This is a genomic window from Pseudomonas sp. ABFPK, from assembly GCF_001586765.1.
In the GTDB taxonomy this organism is placed as follows: Bacteria; Pseudomonadota; Gammaproteobacteria; order Pseudomonadales; family Pseudomonadaceae; genus Aquipseudomonas; species Aquipseudomonas asiatica.
In genome coordinates, this window is record NZ_LQXW01000009.1 from 62,595 (window position 1) to 85,575 (window position 22,981).

17 protein-coding genes and 1 tRNA gene are annotated in these 22,981 nt (G+C 62.9%); 3 read left to right on the forward strand and 15 right to left on the reverse strand.

The genetic code is table 11. The features are described 5' to 3' along the window. Window positions 1–58: 58 nt before the first annotated feature. From WM94_RS07860 to WM94_RS07895, 9 genes are all read right to left on the reverse strand, one after another. A complete protein-coding gene (locus WM94_RS07860; protein WP_061550892.1) occupies window positions 59–1,882 on the reverse strand; it encodes a S9 family peptidase in 1,824 nt (607 codons plus the stop codon). Continuing rightward, on the reverse strand, window positions 1,848–3,008 hold the full coding sequence (gene pqqE / locus WM94_RS07865; RefSeq protein WP_039613237.1) for a pyrroloquinoline quinone biosynthesis protein PqqE: 1,161 nt from the start codon (window positions 3,006–3,008) through the stop codon (window positions 1,848–1,850). Before pqqE ends, WM94_RS07860 begins: the two co-directional genes overlap by 35 nt. Continuing rightward, entirely contained in the window at window positions 2,980–3,255 is a 276-nt protein-coding gene (gene pqqD / locus WM94_RS07870) for a pyrroloquinoline quinone biosynthesis peptide chaperone PqqD (RefSeq protein WP_004375207.1), read from the reverse strand. The genes pqqE and pqqD overlap by 29 nt, the downstream gene beginning before the upstream one ends. Next, window positions 3,252–4,007: a pyrroloquinoline-quinone synthase PqqC gene (gene pqqC / locus WM94_RS07875; protein ID WP_061550893.1), complete on the reverse strand. Its 756-nt coding sequence runs from the start codon at window positions 4,005–4,007 to the stop codon at window positions 3,252–3,254. The genes pqqD and pqqC overlap by 4 nt, the downstream gene beginning before the upstream one ends. Window positions 4,008–4,160: 153 nt before the next feature. Next, complete coding sequence (gene pqqB, locus WM94_RS07880) at window positions 4,161–5,072, reverse strand: pyrroloquinoline quinone biosynthesis protein PqqB (protein WP_024086143.1); 912 nt, start codon at window positions 5,070–5,072, stop codon at window positions 4,161–4,163. Between the two features lie 78 nt (window positions 5,073–5,150). Next, window positions 5,151–5,222: a pyrroloquinoline quinone precursor peptide PqqA gene (gene pqqA, locus WM94_RS28860; RefSeq protein ID WP_003243383.1), complete on the reverse strand. Its 72-nt coding sequence runs from the start codon at window positions 5,220–5,222 to the stop codon at window positions 5,151–5,153. A gap of 158 nt (window positions 5,223–5,380) precedes the next feature. Then, complete coding sequence (gene pqqF, locus WM94_RS07885) at window positions 5,381–7,681, reverse strand: pyrroloquinoline quinone biosynthesis protein PqqF (RefSeq protein WP_061550894.1); 2,301 nt, start codon at window positions 7,679–7,681, stop codon at window positions 5,381–5,383. Window positions 7,682–7,840: 159 nt separating this feature from the next. After that, window positions 7,841–8,635: a carbon-nitrogen hydrolase family protein gene (locus WM94_RS07890; protein ID WP_061550895.1), complete on the reverse strand. Its 795-nt coding sequence runs from the start codon at window positions 8,633–8,635 to the stop codon at window positions 7,841–7,843. A gap of 14 nt (window positions 8,636–8,649) precedes the next feature. Next, a complete protein-coding gene (locus tag WM94_RS07895) occupies window positions 8,650–10,332 on the reverse strand; it encodes an NAD(P)/FAD-dependent oxidoreductase (protein WP_061550896.1) in 1,683 nt (560 codons plus the stop codon). 612 nt (window positions 10,333–10,944) lie between these two features. On the opposite strand from WM94_RS07895, the gene WM94_RS07900 reads away from it, so the two are divergent. Further along, window positions 10,945–11,235 (forward strand): hypothetical protein, encoded by a 291-nt coding sequence (locus WM94_RS07900; RefSeq protein ID WP_025337447.1) that lies wholly within the window; start codon window positions 10,945–10,947, stop codon window positions 11,233–11,235. 13 nt (window positions 11,236–11,248) lie between these two features. Here the strand turns inward: WM94_RS07900 and WM94_RS07905 are convergent, their stop codons facing one another. Further along, window positions 11,249–11,710 (reverse strand): Lrp/AsnC family transcriptional regulator, encoded by a 462-nt coding sequence (locus WM94_RS07905; RefSeq protein WP_015268712.1) that lies wholly within the window; start codon window positions 11,708–11,710, stop codon window positions 11,249–11,251. A 458-nt stretch (window positions 11,711–12,168) separates the two neighbouring features. Here WM94_RS07905 and nicB point away from each other — a divergent pair, with 458 nt between their 5' ends. After that, window positions 12,169–13,107, forward strand: a complete 939-nt coding sequence (gene nicB, locus WM94_RS07910; RefSeq protein WP_061550897.1) for a 6-hydroxy-3-succinoylpyridine 3-monooxygenase — start codon at window positions 12,169–12,171, stop codon at window positions 13,105–13,107. Between the two features lie 74 nt (window positions 13,108–13,181). Here the strand turns inward: nicB and WM94_RS07915 are convergent. The 5 genes from WM94_RS07915 to rpsU all read right to left on the reverse strand — a co-directional run bounded on the left by WM94_RS07915 (window position 13,182) and on the right by rpsU (window position 21,751). After that, window positions 13,182–13,258: transfer RNA gene (locus tag WM94_RS07915), tRNA-Ile, on the reverse strand. A gap of 16 nt (window positions 13,259–13,274) precedes the next feature. Continuing rightward, the gene (locus WM94_RS07920) at window positions 13,275–17,018 is read right to left on the reverse strand and encodes a bifunctional diguanylate cyclase/phosphodiesterase (RefSeq protein ID WP_061550898.1); all 3,744 of its coding nucleotides are present in this window, start codon (window positions 17,016–17,018) and stop codon (window positions 13,275–13,277) included. Window positions 17,019–17,331: 313 nt separating this feature from the next. After that, entirely contained in the window at window positions 17,332–19,182 is a 1,851-nt protein-coding gene (gene rpoD, locus WM94_RS07925) for an RNA polymerase sigma factor RpoD (protein WP_013970578.1), read from the reverse strand. Between the two features lie 67 nt (window positions 19,183–19,249). Beyond that, window positions 19,250–21,232 carry a DNA primase gene (gene dnaG, locus WM94_RS07930; protein WP_061550899.1) on the reverse strand — a complete coding sequence of 661 codons (1,983 nt, stop codon included), beginning with the start codon at window positions 21,230–21,232 and terminating at the stop codon, window positions 19,250–19,252. A 303-nt stretch (window positions 21,233–21,535) separates the two neighbouring features. Next, window positions 21,536–21,751 (reverse strand): 30S ribosomal protein S21, encoded by a 216-nt coding sequence (gene rpsU / locus WM94_RS07935; RefSeq protein ID WP_003255575.1) that lies wholly within the window; start codon window positions 21,749–21,751, stop codon window positions 21,536–21,538. A gap of 204 nt (window positions 21,752–21,955) precedes the next feature. On the opposite strand from rpsU, the gene tsaD reads away from it, so the two are divergent. Continuing rightward, complete coding sequence (tsaD, locus tag WM94_RS07940) at window positions 21,956–22,981, forward strand: tRNA (adenosine(37)-N6)-threonylcarbamoyltransferase complex transferase subunit TsaD (protein ID WP_023661234.1); 1,026 nt, start codon at window positions 21,956–21,958, stop codon at window positions 22,979–22,981.

The following is a 22,981-nucleotide window of genomic DNA, read 5'->3' on the forward strand; positions in this document are numbered from 1 at the left end:
TGCGATCCCTGTAGGAGCGGCCTTGTGTCGCGATGGGCCGCAAAGCGGCCCCAAAATCTCAGCTCCCCAACACCCGGCAATAGAATTTCCATTCTTCTTCCAGCGCATGCGCCAGGTTCTCCGCCTTGCGGAACCCGTGCCGCTCCCCCGCGTAGAAGTGCCCTTCAGCCTCGATCCCGTTAGCCTGCAGCGCCGCCAGCATCGACCGCGTCTGCTCCGGCACCACCACCGCATCCAGTTCGCCCTGGAAGAAAATCACCGGTACCTTGATCTGCCCCGCATGCAGCAGCGGCGTACGCTGGCGATAGCGCTCGGCATCCTGCAGCGGGTCGCCGATCAGCCAGTCCAGGTAGTCCCCTTCGAACTTGTGGGTGGCCCGGCCTAGGGCAACCGGGTCGCTGACCCCGTACAGGCTGGCGCCGGCGCGGAACACATCATGGAACGCCAGGGCGCACAGGGTGGTGTAGCCGCCTGCGCTACCGCCGCGGATGAACGCCTTGCGGCTGTCGATCAGCCCACGTCCGGCCAGGTATTCCACCGCCGCGCAAGCATCGGCCACATCGCTTTCGCCCCAGCGCAGATGCAAGGCCTGGCGGTATTCACGGCCATAGCCGGTGCTGCCCCGGTAGTTCAGGTCGGCGACGGCGAAGCCGCGTTGGGTCCAGTACTGGATGCGCGGGTCGAGCACGGGATAACAGGCCGAAGTCGGCCCGCCATGGATGAACACCACCAACGGCGCGGCACCTTGCGAGCGGGCTGCTGGGTAGAAGAAGCCATGGGCGCGCTGGCCGTCACTGCCGTAGTGGATCGACTGCGGCAGGCTGATATGCCTTGCCGGCAGCACTTCGGCGCCACCAGCCAATACGCTGACCTCGTGGTTGCTGCGGGCGATGGCGATGACCGCCGGCGGGCTGATCGGCGAGGCGGCAATGGCAAACAGGTGTTCGGCATCCATGGCCAGGCTGCGAAAACGCGTGTAGGCACTGGCGAAACGCTCCAGGCTACCATCGGCAGTACGCAGCCCCAGTTGCCCGAAGCCGTCTTCGAACCAGCTGGCCAGATAGCTTTGCTGTCCCAGTGCCAACCAGGTGCTGGCGCCGAGTTGCCAGGGCGCCGCAGCGTGGTCCGCCGGTTCGGCAGGCAGGGCCTGCCAGCAGCCATCGACCTCGCCCCAGGGTTGCCAGAAGCCATTGCGGTCAGACAGGCAGTAGAGTCGGCCTTCGCTATCGAAGCGCGGCTGCTGCAGCGATTCGTCAGCGCCGGCCACACATTGCGCGGGCCCCCAGTGGCCACTTGCATCACGTGTGCGGCACATCAGCCTGGTGATGGTCCAGGGTTGTGCCGGGCGGTCCCATTCGACCCACGCCAGGCGCTGGCCGTCGATACTTACCGTAGGCGATGCATAGAAGTCGGCCCCCTCGGCGAGCACTTCGCGGGCTTGTTCACCCAGGGCGACCAAGCGATGCTCGACCCGTTCGCCATGCTGCTCCTCGACCGCCAGCACCAGGCCGTCGTGCCACTGCACATCGCCGTAGCGGCAGCTGGCATCATCAGTCAGGGCGCGCGGTACCGCGCCTTCCAGGGTCTGGGTATAGACCTGCTGGTCCTTTTCATTGACGAACAGCAGCCCATCACCACCCAGGCAAAAACTGCCACCGCCGTATTCGTACACCCGGCTACGTACGCTGAAGCCATCAGGTGTCAGGCAGCGGGCCTGCTGGTGCTGCCAGTGCCAGATGCGACAGGCACCATCGGCCGGGCGAAACTCGTTCCAGAACAGCCCCGCGGCGCTGACCTTGAGTTCGGCGAAGTCGGTGCCGGCGGCAACTGCCTGGGCCGCGCTGAACTCAGCCGCGGACGATGACACGGGAGTTTCGTTCATTGCGGAAGGTCATCTCTTCAATGGTGAGCTGGGCGCTTTCCGCCTCTTCGCGGGCCTTGAGGATGATGCCGTGGTCGGCCGACTTGGCGCACACCGGGTCGGCGTTGCTGGCATCGCCGGTGAGCATGAAGGCCTGGCAGCGGCAGCCGCCGAAGTCATTTTCCTTCTCGTCGCAGGAACGGCAGGGTTCGGGCATCCACTCATAGCCGCGGAAGCGGTTGAAGCCGAACGAGTCGTACCAGATGTGGTGCAGGTCGTGGTCGCGCACGTTGGGGAACTGCACCGGCAGCTGGCGGGCGCCGTGGCAGGGCAGGGCGGTGCCGTCCGGGGTGATGGTGAGGAACAGGCTGCCCCAGCCATTCATGCAGGCCTTGGGGCGCTCCTCGTAGTAGTCCGGGGTGACGAAGATCAGCTTGCACGGGTTGCCCTCGGCCTTGAGCTTTTCCCGATACTCGTTGGTGATGCGTTCGGCCCGTTCCAGCTGCGCGCGGGTTGGCAGCAGGCCCAGCCGGTTGAGGTGGGCCCAGCCGTAGAACTGGCAGGTGGCAAGCTCGACGAAGTCGGCCTCCAGGGCGATGCACAGCTCGATGATGCGGTCGATCTTGTCGATGTTGTGCCGGTGGGTGACGAAGTTGAGCACCATCGGGTAGCCATGGGCCTTCACCGCACGGGCCATTTCCAGCTTTTGCGCAAAGGCCTTCTTCGAGCCGGCCAGCAGGTTGTTGACCTGCTCGTCGCTGGCTTGGAAGCTGATCTGGATATGGTCCAGGCCGGCCTTCTTGAAGTCGGCGATGCGCGCTTCGGTCAGGCCGATGCCCGAGGTGATCAGGTTGGTGTAGTAGCCCAGCCGGCGGGCCTCGCCGATCAGTTCGGCGAGGTCCTGACGTACCAGCGGTTCTCCGCCGGAGAAACCGATTTGCGCGGCACCCATTTCCCGGGCTTCGGCCATCACCTTGAACCACTGCTCGGTGCTCAGCTCCTGGCCCTGGGCTGCGAAGTCCAGCGGGTTGGAGCAGTACGGGCACTGCAGCGGGCAGCGGTAGGTCAGCTCGGCCAGCAGCCACAGCGGCAGGCCGACTGCGGGCGTGGGCGGTAACTCAGGCGAGGACGATCCAGTGTTCGGCACGGGCCACCTCCATGAACTGCTCGATGTCATCGGCCACTTCCGGGACACCGGGGAACTGTTGTTCGAGTTCGCTAATGATCGCGGCAACGTCGCGTTGGCCGTCGATCAGGCCACCAATCAGGGCTGCGCTGTCGTTGAGCTTGATCATGCCCTCTGGGTACAGCAGCACATGGCCCTTTTGCGCCGGCTCGTACTGGAAGCGGTAGCCGGGGCGCCAGGCTGGCACTTGATTACGGTCGAAACTCATAGGGTGATCCCTTTGTGCCACACCCGTTCCTGGGTGACGGAGTGATAGGGCGGGCGGTTCAGCTCGTAAGCCATGCTCATGGCGTCGAGCATGCTCCAGAGAATATCCAGCTTGAACTGCAGTATCTCCAGCATACGCTCCTGGCCCGCGCGGGTGGTGTAGTGCTGCAAGGTAATCGCCAGGCCGTGCTCCACGTCACGCCGGGCCTGGCCCAGGCGGGTGCGGAAGTATTCGTAGCCGGCCGGGTCGATCCACGGGTAGTGCTGCGGCCAGCTGTCCAGGCGCGACTGGTGGATCTGCGGGGCGAACAGCTCGGTCAGCGAGCTGCTGGCCGCTTCCTGCCAACTGGCCCGGCGGGCGAAGTTGACGTAGGCGTCCACGGCAAAGCGCACACCGGGCAGTACCAGCTCCTGGGAACGCAACTGGTCCGGGTCCAGCCCCACGGCCTGGCCCAGGCGCAGCCAGGCTTCGATACCACCGTCCTCGCCGGGCGCGCCATCGTGGTCGAGCAGGCGCTGGATCCACTCGCGGCGTACTTCGCGGTCCGGGCAGTTGGCCAGGATCGCGGCATCCTTCATCGGGATGTTCACCTGGTAGTAGAAGCGGTTGGCTACCCAGCCCTGGATCTGTTCGCGGCTGGCGCGACCCTGGTACATCGCCACGTGGTACGGGTGATGGATGTGGTAGTAGGCGCCCTTGGCGCGCAGGGCCTGCTCGAATTCGGCAGGGGACATTGGCAGTGCGTCGCTCATTCGGCTGGCTCCTGTATAGCTGAGTCTCGGCGCGATCCCTGTGGGAGCGGGTTTACCCGCGAACACCGGCGAAGCCGGTGCCATACACTGTGTGGGATTCTTCGCGGGTGAACCCGCTCCCACAGGGCCTGTGTTGCTTGTGCGATCTGGCTGTTACAACTCGATACTCATGCCATCGAAGGCCACTTCCACACCCCGGCGCAGCACTTCGGCACGCTCGGGCGAGTCTTCGTCGAGAATCGGGTTGGTGTTGTTGATGTGGATAAGTACCTTGCGCTGGCGCGGGAAGCCATCCAGCACTTCCAGCATGCCGCCGGGGCCGTTCTGCGCCAGGTGGCCCATCTCGCGGCCGGTTCGGGTGCCCACGCCACGGCGCTGCATTTCATCATCTTCCCACAGGGTGCCGTCGACCAGCAGGCAGTCGGCGCCATGCATCATCGTCAGCAGCTTGTCGTCCACCTGGCCCAGGCCCGGGGCGTAGAACAGCTTGCCGCCTGTGCGGGTGTCCTCGACCAGCAGGCCAAGGTTGTCGCCCGGGTGCGGGTCGAAGCGGTGCGGCGAGTAGGGCGGCGCGGCGCTGCGCAGGGGGAACGGGGTGAAGCGCAGGTTGGGGCAGGCGTCGATGACGAAGCTGCCTTCCAGCTCTATACGGTTCCACTGCAGGCCGCCGTTCCAGTGGCTGAGCATGTTGAACAGCGGAAAGCCCGTGGTCAGGTCCTGGTGGACCATGTCGGTGCACCACACCTGGTGCGGGCAGCCTTCGCGCAGGCTGAGCAGGCCGGTGGTGTGGTCGATCTGGCTGTCCAGCAGGATGATGGCGTTGATGCCGGTGTCGCGCAGGGCGCGGGCCGGCTGCATCGGCGCAAATGCCTGGAGCTGGGCGCGAATATCGGGCGAGGCATTGCACAGCACCCAGTGCACGCCGTCGTCGGACAGGGCGATGGACGACTGGGTGCGTGGCGTGGCTCGCAGGGTGCCGTCACGCAAGCCCTTGCAGTTGACGCAGTTGCAGTTCCACTGTGGGAACCCGCCGCCGGCGGCGGAACCGAGAACCTGGATGTACATGGCCACTCTCTCTGCAGAAACCGTAGCGAAAAAACGAAAACGCCCCGGCAGGCCGAGGCGTTGAACCGTAAGCCGGGCTTAGCGGTTGGCGAAGTACATGGTGACTTCGAAGCCGATGCGCAGATCAGTGTATGCAGGTTTGGTCCACATGGAATTACTCCTTCCGGATGAGGGGGTGGGTTTGTCAGCTACTACTTGGGTACCGCCATTTGCTGGAGGTTCCCATGGCTGGGATTGCGCTATCTTACAAGAAAAATTTGTACCGAAAGGTTAATTATTCGAAAACTCCGTTGCGGTTTTCGTAACAATCATGGGTTTGAACCCAGCCAGGAAGTATCTGGTGCGACTGCGTTGGCAAGGCATAGCCAAGTGGAGTCTTTATCGAGCAAGTGGTTCAGCAACTGGTCCAGATCCGTCTGCCGCGTTTTCAGGATAGAACTGCGCAGCGCATCCAGCCTGCCGGGTTGTGTGGCCAGGAATGTCTGCCACGCCCATTCGGCGACTTCGGCATTGCCCATCGCCGGTTCATCGAATTGCCCGGCCAGGGCCTGACGAGCGGGAGGGGCCAGGGTAACGCCCTGGCGCAGCAAGGTGAGCAGGTGGTCGAGGATCTGTACCTGGCTGGCATGAGGCGACTGGACCCCGAACAGCAGGCCGCCGACACCCTCTACCTGACGAAAGGTACTGAATACCGCATAGCCGAGTTGCAGTTCTACCCGCAGCCGTTGGTAAACCGGCCCTTGCAGCAATTGCGCGAGCAGGCGGCCAGCGGCTTCCATGGCCGCTGGCAGTGGGCAGAACAGCAGCAGGGCATGCTCACTGCCGGGTACTTCGGCATGTTGCCAACGGTGGTTGGCTAAGGCGGGCAGAGGGCCAGGCGCTGAGCCTTGCCCTGGGCAGTGCTGCAGCACGGTGCCCAATGCGTTCAGGGCGCCATCGTCGAAGCCGGCAGCCAGGCCGTGCCAGCGTGCTTGCTGCCACAGTTTGTCGAGATGCGTCTGTGCCAGGGTGCAGGCCGGAGCAGGTGCAGGCGTGGCGCCCAACACGGCGTCGGGCAGCTGCTTGAGCAGGGCCCGGATGGGGATCAGTGCCGGAGGCTGCGTCGAACTGGGCAGCCAGCTGCCTGCCGGGGGCTTGCGCATCAGCGCCAAGGCTTGGTCCACAGTGCGCAGTACCGCTGCCGGCAGCCCGGCGCAGCGCAGTTGCCAGTATTCGCCAGCGGCACTGAACTGCAACTGCACCGATACGCGCTCGCAGCGCTCCTGCAGGGGGTGCAAGGCGCGTTCGAGCAGCGCATGCAGACGTTGGCGCAACGGCGAAGGGACATGCCAGCGCAGGTACAGCGCCGCGTACTGACGAGCACCAGGCAGCTGGTCGCTGACTTTCAGTACCGCTGGCAGCGGGTGCGGCCTGGCATCAGGCAAGTCGGCCAGGAGCAAGGGGTCGACTGCGGGCAGTTGCCAATGCCCATGTGCGCGGCCCGGCAGGCCTTCCAGCAGGGCACGGAGCGCCTGCAAGCCTTGTGTGTCCAAACCGCTGAACGGCTGGCCGGCGCTGTCCCGGCGGGCCAGCTCAAGCGCGCTGGCACTGCGTTCGCGGCTTTGCTGCAGCAGCTCGAATTCGGCACTCAATTGCTCAGGGGCGGCCTGGCGGATGAAGCCGAACCAGCCCTGCAACAGGGCATCGGCTTCCTCTGGGCAGGCGTCCTCGCTCAGCTTCAGGTCAATGTGCCACAGCAACTGCCCGGCGAAGGCATACAGCGCCTCGGCCTTGAAGCCTTGCAGCCAGCCACGCTGGCGAAGCGCATGCAGCCAGGTGCCCGGGCGGCTATCGCCGAGGCAGGCGATCAGCAACTCAAGGGCCTGCTCGGCACCTGCCGGCAGGTTTTCGTGGCTGAACAGCAGGTGCGTATCGGACGTCGATAAAGGCGGTGGCAGAGCTTGTGGCACCCGTTCACCTGTTGCGAACAGCTTGGCATGCTGCCGGCCCAGTAATTCCAGTTCATCCAGCGGTTGCGGGCCGCACAGGCTCAGGGTGACCTGGCCGCCTTGGTAGAAGCGCTGGTGAAAGCCACCCAGCGCTTGCTGGAAGGCAGGGTCCTGCAAGGCCAGGGTGTGCCGGTTACCGGCATGAAAAGCGCTCAATGGATGGCCGGGCGCTGCCGATTGCAGCAAGGCGAACTGCTGCTGGGCCTGAGGGTTGCGCGACCAGGCAATGAACTCGGCATGGATTACTTCGCGTTCGCGGCGTTGGCGCTCGATGCCCAGGTCTGGTTCGGCCAACATCTGGCACAGGCGCTCCAGCCCCCCGGCCAGGGCGCTGGGCGGGACCTCGAAGAAGAAGTCGGTGGTGCGTTCGCGGGTGCTGGCATTGACCTGGCCGCCGAGGGCCTGCACATAGCGCATCAGGCCGTCGTCGAGAGGGAAGCGCGAGGTGCCGAGGAAGAACAGGTGCTCCAGGAAGTGGGCCAGGCCGGGCCATCTGGTCGGCGCGTCGTGGCTACCCGCGTGCACCCGCAGGGCCGCGGCCGAGCGCTTCAGGCGCGGGGCGTGGCGCAGGGTCAGTTGCAGGCCGTTGGCGAGGGTGAGGTGGCGGGTGGCGTCAGGCATGGAAACTCCGGGGCAGGTGTTCATGCTAACCCATTTGTGTTGGCAGGCTTGGCCCTATCGCCGACAAGCCGGCTCCCGCAGGGAATGCACATGCCTTGAAACCGGTGCGGTCGAGGTGGGAGCCGGCTTGCCGGCGAATGGGCCGCACAGCGGCCCCTGTCAGCCTTTACGCAGGTGCAGCTCCTGGCGCAGATCGCTCAGGTAAGGAAACGTCACCCGCCCCTGTACCACCCGCTCATGCTCCAGCTCCGCCAGCAACTGGCACTCGTCCCGCCCGGCCATGGCCAGCAGGCTACCATCCGGGCCGACGATGCTGCTCTGCCCGCAATACTGGATATCGTCTTCCGAGCCGCAGTAGTTGGCATACACCAGGTAGCACTGATTCTCCTGCGCCCGCGCCCTCACGGTCACCTGGCAGATGAAGTCGTACGGCGACATGTTCGCCGTCGGCACCAGGATCAGCTCGGCACCGTCCAGCGCCAGGCGTCGCGCGTTTTCCGGGAACTCGATGTCGTAGCAGATCAGCAGACCGACCTTCCAGCCATCCAGCTCCACCACCGGGAAGTGATCGGCACCTGCGCTGAACATCGAGCGGTCCAGCTCGCCGAACAGGTGGGTCTTGCGATAGTTGCTCAGGCTGCGGCCGTGACCATCGATCAACTGCACGCTGTTGTAGATCGCGCCATCATCGCCACGCTCCGGATACCCGTAGACGATGGCGATGCGGTGCGCCTGGGCGATTTCCACCACCTCCATGGCCGTCGGACCATCGGCGGCCTCGGCCAGGCGCTCGACCTGGGCCAGGCCGATGTTGTAGCCGGTCAGGAACATCTCCGGGCACACCAGCAAACTGGCGCCGCGTTCGGCCGCCAGTTGCGCCTGGTGGCGCAACCGTTGCAGGTTGCCGGGCACGTCGAGTGGCTTGGGCGAGCCCTGAAACAGAGCGATACGCATGCTGCCTCCTTGTCTCAGTCCGGCAGGGCGATCGGGCCGATTTCGTCGAACACGTCGCCTGGGCCGGGGTTGTCCGGGTGGGTGCGGCCACCGAAGTGGTTCATGATACCCCACACCGCATTCAGCGATGTCTGTACCGCGCCTTCCACCCAGGCCGGCGTCCACGACACGTCGTCACCGGCGATGAACATGCCGCGCTGCTCGGCAGGCATGTCCTGCTGCATGAAGTGCGCGTACATGCGCTGGTTGTAGCGGTAGTGCCCAGGCAGCGCGCCCTTGAAGGCGCCGAGGAAGTGCGGGTCGGCCTCCCAGGAAACGGTGATCGGGTCGCCGATGATGTGCCCGGCGATGTCGGTCTTCGGGTAGATCTTCTTCAGTGCGTCCAGGGCCAGTTGCACGCGTTTTTCCACTGGGTGCGGCAGCATCTTCAGCGCGTCGCTCATCCACGAGTACGACAGGCAGATCACCCCCGGCTTGTCGTCACCGTTGTCGAACAGGTAAGTGCCGCGGGTGAGGCGATCGGTGAGGGTCATGCTCATCAGGTCGCGGCCGGTTTCCGGGTCTTTGTCTTTCCAGAACGGCCGGTCGACCATGACGAAGGTCTTCGACGACTGCATGTAGCGGGTGCGGTCCAGGGCCATCCACATCTTTTGCGAGAACAGCGATTCCTCGCAGTCGATCTGGGTGGTCAGCAGCCAGGTCTGGCAGGTGGCGAGCACGGCACTGTAGTGACGGGTGTCGCCCCAGTTATCGGTAACCGCCAGGCGGCCATCGGCGGCGCGGGCGATGCGCTTGACCCCGGTACGCGGTGCGCCGCCATGCAGCCCGCTCAGGCTGGTGCCTTCCGGCCAATGTACGCAGCGCTCCGGTACATGGCGCCAGATGCCTTGCGGTACCTGCTCTACACCGCCCACTACCAGGTGCTGGTGGTCGTCGCAGTTGGTCATCACCACGCGGAAGATTTCCAGCATCGAGTTGGGGAAGTCCGAGTCCCAGCCGCCGGTGCCGAAGCCGACCTGGCCGAACACTTCGCGGTGCTGGAAGCTCAGCTGGGCGAACGAGCGCGAGGTGGCGACGAAGTCGTAGAACGTGCGGTCGTCCCACAGCGGTACCAGCTTGTTCCACAGCTCTTTCAGGCGCGGTACGTCACGGTCGCGGATGGCCTGCTGGATGTCGGCGAACCGGGCACCGCTTTCCAGCGCGTCGGCCCAGGCATCGGCGACTTCGTGGAACAGCTCGGGCAGGTCGGTGGGTTTTTCGGCGTAGTAGGTCTGGCCTTCCAGGTCGATCACGGTGCTGCCCGAGGCCGGGGTCAGCGGGTTGGGGAACGGTTTGGTCTCCAGGCCCAGCTTGTCCACGTAGTGGTAGAAGGCAGTGGACGACACCGGGAAGCGCATGCCACCCAGTTCGGCGATGATCCCGTCAGTGCCGTTGAAGGTTTGCGAGCGCAGCCGGCCACCCAGCTTGGATGCTTCGTACACCACCGGCTTGAGGCCCAGCTTCATCAGCTCGTAGGCCGCCACCAGGCCGGCGATACCGGCGCCCACGATTGCCACTTCCTCACCATGGCGCTCGGCCGGGATGCTGCCCAGGCCTGCGGGGTGTTCCAGCCAGTCGTCGAAGGCGAAGGGGAAATCCGGGCCGAAGATGGTGACGGGTTTTTTACCATCGGCGGGGTGGCGGTTTTTCTTGTTCATGAAGTGACCTTGCCAGAGAGGCTGCGCAGCGGGCGGAGCCTGAGTATAGGAGATGCCTGGAGGCCATTTTAGGGAGTGGGGTGTTCGTTATTAAGGTGCAGATTGTTGTCTGAATGTAGCTTGTGTCGTCGAAATGATGCTATTCATACCTATTATGACGAAAAGCGCGATTGAGTAATCGAGAGTTGAACCGGTCTATGTAGGAGCGGGTTTACCCGCGAATGCTGCAGTGAATCTACCGACGCATTCGCGGGTAAACCCGCTCCCACAGGGGGGCTGTGTTGCCCTTGCCATGCGGTCGATCAGACAGTGCCTACACCCATGCCGGGAAATAAAGAATTACCCTACGCCCCCTATCGCCTCGGTCTGGCATCGCGGGAATTGCTTCATCGTTAACTTCACTGGGTCGCCGGAAATTCGGCGATCGGGCGTGAGAACCCGCGGACCATTCTGGAGGCGCACTGCTATGGCAGCTGTGCGCGGGCAGGCTTTGCCTGGCCGGGTACGCGCCTCCAAGTTCGCCGGTTCTCACCTCGTGCATGGCTGCCACCCAATTCCCGTGAGAAGGATGCGATTGGCCGCCGATCACCCTTGTGATTTGGAGGCTATACCATGACCAAGCGCTTACCCGACCAACCCGAAAAACTGAAACCCACCGCAGAAAAAACCTTTTGCAACTGCGAATCCAGCCATCCGCCATTATTCGCCATACGCCCCGGCATCGACGCTGCAGACGCCTTGGTCCACGCCTGCCTGCTGGCCCGTGGCCTCAATCAGATCGCCACCGACTACGCCCAGCATCACGCCCCCGAGCGCAGCCGTGACATCGTCTGGTCGATGCAGCATTCCGCCGAAAGCCTTTCGGCGATTCTGGAAGGCCTGCTCGACGGCCAGGAGGCCTGACCGCCAGCCAGGTTCAGAGCGGCTGCCCGCGGTCCACCTTGCTGCTGAGAATGATCGACGTGGTGGTCTTCTCCACCCCGTCGACACTGCCGATCTGGTCGAGCAACTGGTCCAGTTGCTCGGGCGAATCCGTACGCAGCCAGGCCACATAATCGAACTCGCCGCTCACTGCGCACAGCTGTTGCACCTGGCCCATGGCACTCAGGCGCCGCACCACCTCCTTGCCCGAGCGCGGCTGCACCTTGATCCCCACATACGCCTGCAGCCCACCACCCATAACCCGCTGGCCCAGGCGCACGCCATAGCCGGAGATGACCTTGTTCTTCTCCAGCCGCTCCAGACGCGAGTTGACGGTAGTACGAGCGATGCCCAGCTGGCGGGCGAGGGTGGCTACGCTTTCGCGGGCGTTTATCTGCAACAGGGCGATCAGCTGGCGATCGATTTCATCCAGCGTGATGGAGCGGGAATCCGACATGGCGAGTCTCTACGGTTGACCCGCTAGCCTAGCCAGCCTGCGGTAAGCAGGGCAAGGGTAGACAGTTGTCCATGCTTTGCATCAGTGCTGCAATCCCGGGGCCGCTTCGCGACACAAGGCCGCTCCTACAGCTGCTGCGCCGGCATGTAAGCATCGGCCGCAATGACAGAACTGCTCGATTGGTCCGGCAGGTCGAGGTGCGGTCTAGGGTGGAATAGGAGCTCACAAAATCTAACGATTTATAGCTGTTTAGATAGCCATGCCTGAGCAGAGAATGGCCCTCTCACGAACGTTGTGTTTCGGAGGACGAGGATGCCAGCCTACCACCTTGCATCAGCTCCCTCATTGCGCAATACTGCCGACAACAACTAACCCTCACGACCGGCGTGGCATGACCATCTGGTTGGAGGGGGAAAAAGCCGGCTTAAGACGGTTTTTTCGTTTCTGGAGTGCAAAAAATGCAGAGAAAGCTTGATTCTGAGCCTCTGCGCACTCGTATCTATATCGACGGCTACAACTTCTACTACGGCTGCTTGCGCGGCACACCGTACAAGTGGCTCGACCTGTTGCCTCTCTTTGAAAAGCACATCTTGCCTTCCATACTGGTCACGGACAACCATGGCCAGATCAGGGCATGGCGGCTCCTGGAATCCCCCTCGATCAAATATTTCACGGCAAAGATCATCGAGTCGGTCGCCCGTGCTGGCGATTCGGTGTCGTCACAAGCTCGCTACCACACCGCTTTGCGCAAGCTGCATGACGGTCGAATAGAGCTCATCGAAGGTTATTACGCCGTCAATAAAATGAAGGTGAAGATCGTCGACCCTGAAAATCCGGACAAGGCTCCGCGTGAGTGCCAGGAAATCCAGGCCTGGAAGGTGGAGGAGAAACAGAGCGACGTGAATTTGGCCCTCCAGGCTTACCATGATTCGATCACGGGGCAGGTTGACCATGCCGTCATCGTTACCAACGATACTGACATCGCTCCTGCACTTCAGATGATTCGTGCTCACACAGATGTGCGGATTGGCGTGGTTGTGCCGACGTCGGGGCAAAACCGCTCGGCGAATACCGACCTGATCAAGTTTGCGCACTGGAAGCGAGAGCACATCAATTCAGGCGAGCTTGCGGCCTGTCAGCTACCGAGAGTGATTCCAGGGAGGAAACCAACCATCAAGCCGGAGTCCTGGTATGGACAACCTGAACTGCTGCAGGAAATTCTGGATTTGGCCATTCCTGTACGCGGAAGCAGGGCGGCAGCGTTCAAGTGGATGGAGCAGCCCAATCAGTTCCTCAGTGGTGAGCGGCCGATAGAGCCGGTGGAAACTGCCGAAGGTGCGACACGGGTTCTTCAGTACATACACAGCTGGATAGCCCAGCAAGAGGAGTTGCCCTAGTCAGGAGAACATGACGACTGCAGTCCCTGAAATGACAAAGGCCTACGTTCTGCAACGTAGGCCTTTGAGTTTTCTGGTGGGCCCACACGGACTCGAACCGTGGACCAAAGGATTATGAGTCCTCTGCTCTAACCGACTGAGCTATAGGCCCTCAGTAAGTGGCCGGATTATAACGAGGGTTTCGCACCTGTGCCATCTGAAAGATCCGATAGTGCTATGCGAAGAAACGTCGCCGCGAAGTCGTCCGGGGGCAGGGGCAGGCTGACGATGTAGCCCTGGATCTGCTCACAGCCTTCTGCCGCCAGGAACCGTTGCTGGGCCTGGTTTTCCACACCCTCGGCAATGATGGTCAGCTGCATGCTGCGGCCCAAGGCGATGATGGCGCGGGCGATGGCGGCGTCATGAGGGTCGTCGGGCAGCCCGCGGATGAACGACTTGTCGATCTTGAGAATGTCCAGCGGCAGGCGCTTGAGGTAGCTCAGCGATGAATAACCGGTGCCGAAATCGTCGATGGCCAGCTGCACGCCCAGTTTCTTCAGCTGGTACAGCACGGCCAAGGCTTCCTCTGCCTGGCTCATGATGAAGTTTTCGGTGATTTCCAGCTGCAGGTCACCGGCTGTGAGCTGGTAGTGCTTCAGCAACTGTTCGATGCGCCTGGCAAGATGGGGATGGCGCAGCTGGGCGCCGGCGAGGTTTATCGACAACGGGCCGAAGGGTTCGTAGTGCATCTTCCAGGCCTGCATCTGCCGGCAGGCCTGCTCCAGTACCCAGTCACCGATCTGGAGGATGGTGCCGTTCTCTTCCGCGAGGTGAATGAAGTGCTCTGGCGGCACTTCACCAAAGGTCGGGTGGCTCCAGCGTATCAGCGCTTCGGCACCGACCAGGCTCTGTGTCTTGAGGCTGAGCTTGGGCTGGAAGCACAGGCTCAGTTCGTTGCGCTCGATGGCGCGGCGCAGTTCGTGCTCCAGGGCGATGCGTTCGCTGGCCTGGGCGGTGAGGTCGAGGGTGTAGGCTTCGACGCGGTTACGGCCCTTGGCCTTGGAGCGGTACATGGCGGCGTCGGCGTTGCGAATCAGTGTGGCAACGTCGGTACCGTCCTGTGGATAAAGGCTGATGCCGATGCTGGCGCTTGTGAAGAACTCATGCTCGCCAGCCTGGAATGGCGCGTTGAAGCAGGTCAGCAGCTTGTTGGCGATGGCGCTGGCGTCACTGGGTTTGTGCAGGCCGGGCAGCAGGATGATGAACTCATCGCCACCCAGGCGGGCCACGGTGTCGACATCACGCACCTGCTCCTTCAAGCGTTGGGCGATGCCCTTGAGCAGCAGATCGCCGACTGGGTGGCCGAGGCTGTCGTTGATGTGCTTGAAACGGTCGAGGTCAAGGAACAGCACCGCGCCCTTGCGGTTGGAGACCTGCGCGCAGGTGAGCGCGGCCTGCAGGCGGTTCTCGAACAGGGCACGGTTGGGCAGGCCGGTCAGTGGATCGTGGTGGGCCTGGTAGTCAAGCTTGGCCTGGGCGTGCTTGAGGCTGGAGATGTCGGCGAACACAGCGACGAAGTGGGTAATCTCGCGCTCGCTGTTGCGCACGGCGCTGATGGTCAGCCAGCCGGGGTACAGTTCGCCGTTCTTGCGCTTGTTGTAGATCTCGCCTTGCCAATGGCCTTCATCGGTCAGCTGGTGCCACATGGCGGCATAGAACGCACTGTCGTGCTGGCCGGAGGCGAGCAGGCGTGGGGTCTGGCCGAGGGCTTCGATCTCACTGTAACCGGTGATTTCGCTGAAGGCGCGGTTTACGGCACTAATGTGCTGGTCGATGTCGGTGATCAGCACGCCTTCGGCGGTGTTCTCGAACACGGTGGCGGCCAGCTGCAGCTTTTCCTGCATCAGATGGCGCTCGGTGATGTCGCGGGCGATTGTCAGTATGCAGTCGTCGCCAGCAATCGGCAGCGGCCGTGCAGAGAGTTCGCAGAGGCGAATCTGCCCGTCGCTGCGGCGCAGGTGGCACGTGAAGTCGCGTACGAAGCCGTCGCGGTTTAGCTGTTGGACCAGACGCTTGCGCTCGTTGAGGTCGACCCAGATGCCCAGGTCCAGCGAGGTCTGGTCGATGGTAGGGCTGAGGTCATAGCCGGTCAGGCGGCAGAAGCCTTCGTTCACTTCGAGCAGCAAACCGTCGCTCTGGCGCGACAGCAGCAGGCCATCGGGCGAGGCATGGAAGGCCTTGGCGAATTTCTCTTCCGAGGTTTGTAGCTGCTCCTGGGTTTCCTTGAGCTGGCTGATATCGCGTACCGCCACCACGAGCGCGAGGTTGCCGTCGAGTTCAAAGGTTTCGGCCGAGGTCAGGCCGGTGAAGAGTTGGCCGTTGCTGCGGCGGAAGCTCATTTCCAGGTTGCGGATACCGCCTTGGTGCAGGCGTTCGAGCAGCCGCGGGCCGTCGCCTTCGACGCCCCACAGGTTGAGCTCGGTGGCGGTGCGGCCAATTACCTGGCTCGGGGTGAGGCCGATCTGCTCTTCGAAGGCCTCGTTCACCTCCAGCAGGCAGCCGTCGCTGTGGCGGGCGATCAGCAGGATGTCGGGGCACTGCTGGAACACCGAGGCGAACTTCTGTTCGGAAAGGCGCAGGGCGTCCTCGGTGCGCTTGGTCTCGCTGATGTCGATCATCAGGCCACGCATCACCGGCTGGTGGCCATGCTCGATCATGCTGACGATGTTGCGTACCCACAGTGGCTGGCCATCGGCCCTGATCACCCGGTAGTCGAGGCTGTGGTCGCGGCCGGCGGCAGTCTCGCTGTCGCAGTAGGCCTGGGCCCAGAGGGCATCCTCCGGGTGCAGGATGCTGCGCCAGAAGCCAGGTTTGAGCCAGTCGGCCAATGGGTAGCCGAGCAGGCCTTCTGCGTGGGGCGAGACGTAGCTGTAGGTGAAGTCGTTGGCGTCGGCCTCCCAGGCGATAGCGGACAGGCTCTCGACCAGGCTGCGGTAGTGGTACTCGCTGCTGCGCAGTTCCTGCTCCAGGGCGATGCGCCGTGAAATTTCCGAACTGAGCCGGCGGTTGATGCGGATGACCGCTGCCAGCACGGCCATCAATACCAGCACCGTGGGCAGGCCATACACCAGCAGGTCCGACCAGAACATCCGTTGGTCGACCACATTGCCCACCCAGCGTTGCTGGATCTGGCTGACTTCGCTGCTGCTCATGTCGGCTATCACTTTGTCGAGAATGCCGACCAGTACTTTCTTGTCGCGCGGGGCTGCCATGGCCAGCTGGTAGCGGTAGGGCGTTTCGCCGCTGACGTAGAGGCCGTCGAGCTTGAGCTGGCGCAGGCTCCAGATGCTTGAAGCGAGGTCACCGACCACGGCGTCCACTTCGTCGGTGGCCAGGGCCTGCAGGGTGGAGCTGACGTTAGGCAGGGCCACCAGGTTGAGGTCTGGGTGGTGTGTGCGCAGCAGTTCGTGCGGGGCGTAGTTTTCGACCACGGCGATCTTCAGGCCGTAAAGGTCGTCCAGGTTGCGCGGCTGTGCACCGCCTTTATGGGCGAGGATTACGATGGGGAAGTCGAGGTACGGCCGGGTGAAGGCCAGGTAGCCTTGACGCTCGGGGGTGGACATGATGCCGGGCAGCAGGTCGATGCGGCTTTCGCGTGCTTGCGCCAGTACCTCGGTCCAGCTGCTGGGTTCGACCGGTTTGAGCGTCACGCCCAGGCGTTGCTGGATCGTGGCGATGTAATCGGCGGCCAATCCCTGGTACCGGCCCTCCTGGTCGCGAAATTCGAACGGTGGCCAAGAGGCGTCTACACCCAGGCTCAGCTGCGGGTGGGCAGCCAACCAGGCTTTCTCCTCGTCTGTCAGGGTCAGGGCGCCGGCCGTTGTGTTCCACAAGATCAGGAGCAGCAACAGGATGGCCGGCATCAGCGGCATAGCGGCCTCACATTCAAGTGGTATGAAGTCGAGTGTAGACGGGCATTGCTGCAGATGTGCGGTGGAGGGCAGGGTCTTTTGTCAGAGGCAACAGGGCCTTGCGGGTGTGGGGCGGCCTGCATGGCCTTCATGGCATGCGCGCCCCCTGTAGGAGTAGCCTTGTGCTGCGAAGACGCCAGTTAGGCCAAAGATCATCTACTGTTGCAATGGACTCTTCGCAGCACAAGGCTGCTCCCGCAGAGATCGCGCCAGAATTCAGATTTTGCGCAACAGCCGGAAAAGAAAAACCCCGGCCTGGGCCGGGGTTTTGTCATCACTCGTCGAGGAAGGAACGCAGATGCTCGCTGCGAGTCGGGTGGCGCAGTTTGCGCAACGCCTTCGCTTCGATCTGACGGATCCGCTCGCGGGTCACGTCGAACTGCTTGCCCACCTCTTCGAGGGTGTGGTCGGTGTTCATGTCGATACCGAAGCGCATACGCAGCACCTTGGCTTCGCGTGCGGTCAGGCCCGAGAGCACGTCACGAGTGGCTTCCTTGAGGCTTTCGACCGTGGCCACGTCAATCGGGGACTGCATGGTCGAGTCCTCGATGAAGTCGCCCAGGTGCGAATCTTCGTCGTCACCGATCGGGGTTTCCATGGAGATCGGCTCTTTGGCGATCTTCAGTACCTTGCGGATCTTGTCCTCAGGCATTTCCATGCGCTCGCCCAGCTCTTCCGGGGTCGGTTCGCGACCCATTTCCTGCAGCATCTGGCGGGAAATACGGTTGAGCTTGTTGATCGTCTCGATCATGTGCACCGGAATACGGATGGTGCGCGCCTGGTCGGCGATCGAACGGGTGATCGCCTGGCGGATCCACCAGGTGGCATAGGTCGAGAACTTGTAGCCGCGACGGTATTCGAACTTGTCCACCGCTTTCATCAAGCCGATGTTGCCTTCCTGGATCAGGTCGAGGAATTGCAAGCCACGGTTGGTGTACTTCTTGGCGATGGAGATCACCAGACGCAGGTTCGCCTCGACCATTTCTTTCTTGGCGCGGCGGGCCTTGGCTTCACCGATCGACATGCGACGGTTGATTTCCTTGATCTCGGCAACGGTCAGGCCGGTTTCGGTCTCAAGGTCGATCAGCTTCTGCTGGCAAGCGACGATGGCAGCGTCCTTTTCACCCAGGGCGGCAGCCCATTTGGTGTTGCGCTTGGCCAGGTCACCGCTCCAGGTCTGGTCGGTTTCGTTGCTCGGGAACATGCGCAGGAAGTCGGCACGCGGCATGCGGGCGTCACGCACGCACAGCTGCATGATGGCGCGTTCCTGCTGGCGCAGGCGGTTCAGGGCGTCACGAACACGCTCTACCAGTACCTCGAACTGCTTCGGTACCAGCTTGATCGGCATGAACAAATCGGCCAGGGCCTGCAGGGCGTCGATGCTTTCCTGGTGGGTGCGACCATTCTTCTTCAGAACCTTGTTGGTGGCCTGAAGCTGGTCGTTGACCGCGCCGAAACGCTGACGGGCGACTTCCGGGTCCGGGCCGCTCTCGGCCTCTTCCTCGTCGTCACCGCTTTCGGATTCGTCCTCGTCGTCGTCGGACTCTTCCTTCGCAGCGGCGGCCTTGGTGCCCGGGATCGGCACTTCTTCGGTCGGCGCGGCGATATTGTCGTCAGGATCGATGTAACCGCTGAGAACGTCCGACAGACGGCCGCCTTCGCTGGTGACACGGTCATATTCGCTGAGAATGTAGTCGACAGTGCCCGGGAAGTGAGCGATGGCGCCCATGACTTCACGGATGCCTTCCTCGATACGCTTGGCGATTTCGATCTCGCCTTCGCGGGTCAGCAGCTCGACGGTGCCCATTTCGCGCATGTACATGCGCACCGGGTCGGTCGTGCGGCCGATATCGGTTTCAACTGCCGCCAACGCAGCAGCGGCTTCTTCGGCCGCGGCTTCGTCGGTGTCGGCTTCCGCCAACAGAAGGGCATCCGCATCCGGAGCACTCTCGAATACGTTGATCCCCATGTCGTTGATCATGCGGATGATGTCTTCCACCTGTTCCGGATCTGAAATATCCTCAGGCAGGTGGTCGTTGACCTCCGCGTAAGTCAGGTAGCCCTGCTCACGACCGCGGGTGATCAACTCTTTGATACGAGACTGCTGTTGCGCTTTTCCGGACATAACACCCTATCCACTGAAGGTCTTGGCGGGCAAAAAACAAGCCGAGGATTATACCCGAGCATGGGCCTCACGCGCCAGATGAGGTCGGCGTTTGTGCGGGAACATTCCGGCTCAGCAGGGCGAGGAGCTGGGTTTTTTCCTCGCTGGTCAATTCGCTTTGACGTGATTTCCTGAGCAGTTGTTCCAGGCTGCGCTCGCGTTGGCGGGCGGACAAGCTAGTTATAGTGTCGAAAAACTGTTGTTCAAGGTTGTCGGCCACGATCAGCCATTCCTTTTCCGCCAAGGCCCGCAGCAGGCGCCCCTGTTCGGTGCCGTGCCAGCGTGCGATCAACTGCATTGAGCTTAGCCCAGGATTTTTCTGCGCGGCTTCAATCAGTGCCACCAGCAGCTGGCTGTACAAGTGTTCTTCATCGGCGAAGTGGCTGGCATCTTCCACCTTGCCGGCCAGCAGAGGGTGGTGCAGCAAGGTGCGCAGGGCGGCCAGGGTGGGAGGCTCGACCGGGGCCGGTACGCGTGGTGGTGCTTCGTCACGCTGCTGCCATGGCTTGCCACCCTTGCGGTTCTTGTCCCAGGGTTTGTCGCCCCACTGCTTCTTGCCAGCGCCCTTGTTCGGCTTCCACTCCTGTTCCTGATGAACGGGGGCGAAGTCGTGCTGCGGCATGTCGCCGTAATTGGGGGTATAGCTGGCCATGGCGTCATAGTCGTAGCCAGGGTCGTAGTCCGGCACGCTGCTGGTGGCCGGGGCGTGTTGCGCCAGTTGCTCGACCTGCTGCGGGTCGAGGCCGGTGATTTCCTTAAGGCGGTTGCGCATCAGCTGGCGCAGGTTGGCGCCGGGGATCTTTTCGATCAGCGGTGCGGCAAGGGTCGCCATGTGCGCCTTGCCTTCCAGCGAGCGCGGGTCGGCTTCAACGCTTAGCTGCTCGAAGAAGTAATCGGCCAGCGGCTGGGCGTGCTGGTTGATGCGGGCCATGAAGGCGTCGGTGCCTTCGGCGCGCACCAGGCTGTCCGGGTCTTCGCCTTCGGGCAGGAACAGGAAGCGCGCGCGGCGGCCGTCCTGCAGGTTCGACAGGGTCGACTCCAGGGCGCGCCAGGCGGCCTTGCGCCCGGCCTGGTCCCCGTCGAAGCAGAACAGCACGCTGGGTACCACGCGGAACAGGCGCTTGAGGTGCTCTTCGCTGGTGGCGGTGCCGAGGGTGGCCACGGCGTTGCGCAGGCCCTGCTGGGCCAAGGCAATGACGTCCATGTAGCCCTCGACGACGATGATTTCGTCGAGGTTGCGGTTGTGCTTGCGTGCCTCGTACAGGCCGTAGAGTTCCTGGCCCTTGTGGAACACCGGGGTTTCCGGGGAGTTCAGATACTTGGGCTTGTCGTCGCCGAGCACTCGGCCACCAAAGGCGATGATGCGTCCGCGGCTGTCGCGGATCGGGAACATCACCCGGTCGCGGAAACGGTCGTAGCGCTTGCCGCTTTCGGCGTTTTCGATCAACAGGCCGGCATCGATCATCACCTTCTGCTGCAGGGTGTCGGCACCCAGGTGCTTGAGCAGGTTATCCCAGCCTGGCGGGGCGAAGCCCAGGCCGAAGTCACGGGCGATTTCCCCGGACAGGCCGCGGCCCTTGAGGTAATCCACCGCTGCCTTGCGGGTCGGGTGGCTGCGCAGGGCCTGGCGGTAGAACTCCGAGGCGGCGTCCAGCAGCGGGTACAGCGGCGAATCGGTTGGCTGGCGCGGCTTGTGGTCGCGGCGACCTTGCTCGCGGGGTACTTCCATGCCGGCGGCGCGGGCCAGCTCCTCGACCGCCTGGGGGAAGTCCAGGTTGTCGTGGTCCATTACGAAGCCCAGGGCGTTGCCGCCGGCGCCGCAGCCGAAGCAGTAGTAGAACTGCTTGTCGGGGCTGACCGTGAAGGAAGGGGTTTTTTCCTTGTGGAACGGGCAGCAGGCGGAATAGTTCTTGCCGGTTTTTTTCAGTTGGACGCGCGAACTCACCACGTCGACGATGTCGAGGCGGTTGATAAGGTCGTCAATGAAACTCTGGGGAATCAGCCCGGCCATGGCAGTCTCGTCATCTGGCAGCTGGCAAGTCTAATCGCTCACGCGCCGAATGGGGCGAGTGCCGCTTGGGAAAGTGCGAGGGAATGTGTGCTCGTCGCCAGCCCCTGAGGGCTCGTCAGTCGGACGTGCACGTCTGGTCATACAACAAGGAGGACCAGCTCTGACGTTTCAGGCAGGTTGCCCATGTGCAGTTCGCATGAAGCTTGTGCAGGGCCTTGAGCTAGCTGCTCAAGTTTGAAGCGACCACTGCCATCGCCCGGCGGTTAGCCGGGCAGGGCAGAAGCTTTGCGTAGAACGTCTGTATTAGTACAGACGAACGGCGCGGCGCTGTTCGCGCTGAACTTTCTTGGCGTGACGCTTAACAGCAGCAGCTGCTTTGCGCTTACGCTCGGCGGTCGGCTTCTCGTAAAACTCGCGGCTACGAACTTCAGCCAGTACACCGGCTTTTTCGCAGGAGCGCTTGAAACGACGCAGAGCTACGTCGAAGGGTTCGTTCTCTTTAACTTTGACGGCTGGCATCCAGGGCTACCTTAATTCATTACCGGGGTAGACGTGCTCCTGGCAAAACAAAGGTGTGCTGGAGAACGTCGGTTTTCAAGGGTTGCGGATGTTAACCCTTAGCAAGCCGGAATGCAAAGCCTCTGATCGAAAACCGCTGGTCGGCATCCGACACGGGGACTATCATGCGCGGCTTCGAATTCAGCCCCTACAAGGGACGAACCCATGCTAGTACTGGGATTGGAAACATCCTGCGACGAAACTGGCGTCGCATTATACGACAGCGAACGCGGTTTGTTGGCCGACGCGCTGTTCAGCCAGATCGACCTGCACCGCGTGTTCGGCGGTGTGGTGCCTGAGCTTGCCTCGCGCGACCACGTCAAGCGCATGCTGCCACTCATCCGCCAGGTGCTGGATGAGGCCGGCTGCGTCGCCACCGAGATCGACGCCATCGCCTACACCGCGGGCCCTGGCCTGGTCGGTGCCCTGCTGGTGGGGGCCTCCTGTGCCCAGGCGCTGGCCTTTGCCTGGGACATCCCTGCGATTGGCGTACACCACATGGAAGGCCACCTGCTGGCACCCATGCTGGAGGAAAACCCACCGGAGTTTCCGTTCGTCGCTTTGTTGGTTTCCGGTGGTCACACCCAGCTGGTGCGGGTCGATGGCATCGGCCAGTACGAGCTGCTGGGCGAGAGCCTGGACGACGCCGCCGGCGAAGCGTTCGACAAGACCGCCAAGCTGATCGGCCTGAACTACCCCGGTGGCCCGGAAATCGCCCGCCTGGCCGAGCGCGGCGTGCCTGGCCGCTTCGTGTTCCCGCGGCCGATGACCGACCGCCCGGGCCTGGAGTTCAGCTTCAGCGGCCTGAAAACCTTTGCCCTGAACACCTGGCAGCAGTGCCGCGATGCCGGCGACGACAGTGAGCAAACCCGTTGCGACCTGTCCCTGGCATTCCAGCAGGCGGTGGTGGAGACTTTGACCATCAAGTGCAAGCGGGCGTTGAAGCAGGCAGGCCTCAAGCGCCTGGTCATTGCTGGTGGCGTCAGCGCCAACAAGGCCTTGCGTGCGTCCCTCGAGGACATGCTCGGCAGCATCAAGGGCAACGTGTACTACGCGCGCCCGCAGTTCTGCACCGACAACGGCGCGATGATCGCCTATGCCGGCTGCCAGCGGTTGTTGGCCGGGCAAAAGCAGGACTTGGCAATCAGCGTGCAGGCACGCTGGCCGATGGAGCAGTTGCCGCCGGTTTAA